Origin of the sequence: Pseudomonas sp. NPDC089569, assembly GCF_050280625.1 — a bacterium.
Classification (GTDB): domain Bacteria; phylum Pseudomonadota; class Gammaproteobacteria; order Pseudomonadales; family Pseudomonadaceae; genus Aquipseudomonas.
Genome location: NZ_JBNNVQ010000262.1, coordinates 1 through 1,388, shown reverse-complemented (window position 1 = coordinate 1,388; position 1,388 = coordinate 1). Strand labels below are relative to the sequence as shown.

Genomic DNA, 1,388 nt, shown 5'->3' with positions numbered 1-1,388 from the left:
GCGATTCCTCGGGCCTTTCTGCATCAGTCTCGATAAAGATGACCCTGTCGGGCGCCTGGCATAAGCTGCGCACCGACCCGATCCTGCGCTTCCTCGTCGTATCGCTGGCGTTCTACGGCATGTCGACCTTCGAAGGCCCGATGATGGCGATCAAGACCGTCAACTCGCTCTCGCACTACACCGACTGGACCATCGGCCACGTACACGCCGGCGCACTGGGCTGGGTAGCGATGATCTCGATCGGCGCGATCTACCACATGATTCCGAAGCTGTTCGGTCGTGCACAGATGCACAGCACACCGCTGATCAACGCCCACTTCTGGCTCGCCACCATCGGTACCGTTCTGTACATCGCCTCGATGTGGGTCAACGGCATTACCCAGGGTCTGATGTGGCGTGCAATCAACGATGACGGCACCCTCACCTACTCCTTCGTCGAAGCCCTGCAGGCAAGCCACCCCGGCTATATCGTTCGCGCCCTGGGCGGTGCGTTCTTCGCCACCGGCATGCTGCTCATGGCCTACAACGTGTTCCGTACCGTACGCGCTTCGAACCCGGCTGAAGCTGAAGCCGCCGAACAGATTGCTGTAGTTGGAGCTCACTGATGAAGCATGAAGCAGTCGAGAAGAACATTGGCCTGCTGGCCTTCTTCATGGTTATCGCCGTCAGTGTCGGCGGCCTGACCCAGATCGTTCCGCTGTTTTTCCAGGACGTCACCAACAAGCCGGTCGAAGGCATGAAGCCCCGCCCAGCCCTTGAACTGGAAGGCCGGGACGTTTTCATCGCCAACGGCTGTGTCAGCTGCCACTCGCAGATGATCCGTCCGTTCCGCGCCGAAACCGAACGCTACGGCCATTACTCGGTCGCCGGTGAAAGCGTCTGGGATCACCCGTTCCTGTGGGGTTCCAAGCGTACCGGCCCGGACCTGGCCCGTGTCGGCGGTCGTTACTCCGATGACTGGCAGCGCGCGCACCTGTACAACCCGCGCAACGTGGTGCCGGAGTCGAAAATGCCGGCCTACCCGTTCCTCGTGGAAAACAAGCTCGACGGCAAGGACACCGCGAAAAAAATGGAAGTCTTGCGCACACTCGGCGTGCCTTACACCGACGAAGACATCGCCGGTGCGAAGGATGCCGTGAAGGGCAAAACCGAAATGGACGCGCTGGTGGCCTATCTGCAAGGCCTGGGCACCATCATCAAAAGCAAACGGTGATCTAAATGGATATCGGGATGATTCGTGGCCTGGGCACCGTTGTCGTGATGGTAGCCTTCGTCGGTCTGGCCTTGTGGGTAATGAATTCGGCGCGTTCCTTGGCCGTTTTCAGTTTTTTCATCGCCTTGGTGGCGCGCAGTACCGGCATCTCCAGGCTCAGCGCGGTCAGGGTCCG

General features: G+C 60.0%; 2 protein-coding genes and 2 pseudogenes. 3 read left to right on the top strand and 1 reads right to left on the bottom strand.

The window, feature by feature from the left end; genetic code table 11:
* The 3 genes and pseudogenes from ACQKP2_RS32930 to ACQKP2_RS32920 form a co-directional block, all read left to right on the top strand.
* On the top strand, positions 1 to 605 hold a 605-nt coding region (locus ACQKP2_RS32930; protein WP_427582393.1), incomplete at its 5' end, for a cbb3-type cytochrome c oxidase subunit I.
* Entirely contained in the window at positions 605 to 1,213 is a 609-nt protein-coding gene (gene ccoO, locus ACQKP2_RS32925; protein WP_427582392.1) for a cytochrome-c oxidase, cbb3-type subunit II, read from the top strand. The genes ACQKP2_RS32930 and ccoO, both read left to right, overlap by 1 nt.
* Before the next feature lie 5 nt (positions 1,214 to 1,218).
* A pseudogene (locus ACQKP2_RS32920) lies at positions 1,219 to 1,308 on the top strand (CcoQ/FixQ family Cbb3-type cytochrome c oxidase assembly chaperone); the annotation flags it as partial.
* Here the strand turns inward: ACQKP2_RS32920 and ACQKP2_RS32915 are convergent.
* Positions 1,290 to 1,388 (bottom strand): annotated as a pseudogene (locus tag ACQKP2_RS32915) (phage tail assembly protein); the annotation flags it as partial. The pseudogenes ACQKP2_RS32920 and ACQKP2_RS32915 sit on opposite strands and share 19 nt — an antisense overlap.